This is a genomic window from uncultured Microscilla sp. (assembly GCF_947493425.1).
Classification (GTDB): domain Bacteria; phylum Bacteroidota; class Bacteroidia; order Cytophagales; family Microscillaceae; genus Microscilla.
Genome location: NZ_CANLRP010000576.1, coordinates 1 through 317, shown reverse-complemented (window position 1 = coordinate 317; position 317 = coordinate 1). Strand labels below are relative to the sequence as shown.

Genomic DNA, 317 nt, shown 5'->3' with positions numbered 1-317 from the left:
TGATCCTGCAAGCCATTGAAGGCAAAATCCGTTTGATAAGTGTGGATGAAAAAACAGGTATTCAGGCCTTAGAACGTATCCATTCCACGAAGTACAGTTAAGCCAAGCAAGACCGTCTTTATAGGATGTTATTTTTTAAAATTTTGCGGGTAAAACTTCTGAATATCTTGGATGGGAGCCTCCCTGATGTTCTCGAGGGTATACTTGAGCCACTTGTAAGGGTCTATCTCGTGTTTTTGGCAATTGGCGAAAAAGGTATAGATGACCGCTGACCTTTGAGCGGCATCGTGTGATCCTGCAAAGAGGTAATTTTTCCT

The 317-nt window shown here is 42.3% G+C and carries 1 protein-coding gene; it reads right to left on the bottom strand.

The genetic code is table 11. The annotated features are described in order from the left end of the window. Positions 1-128: 128 nt before the first annotated feature. Positions 129-317: transposase domain-containing protein (locus tag Q0954_RS34685; protein WP_366916782.1), on the bottom strand; the 189-nt coding region annotated here is incomplete at its 5' end.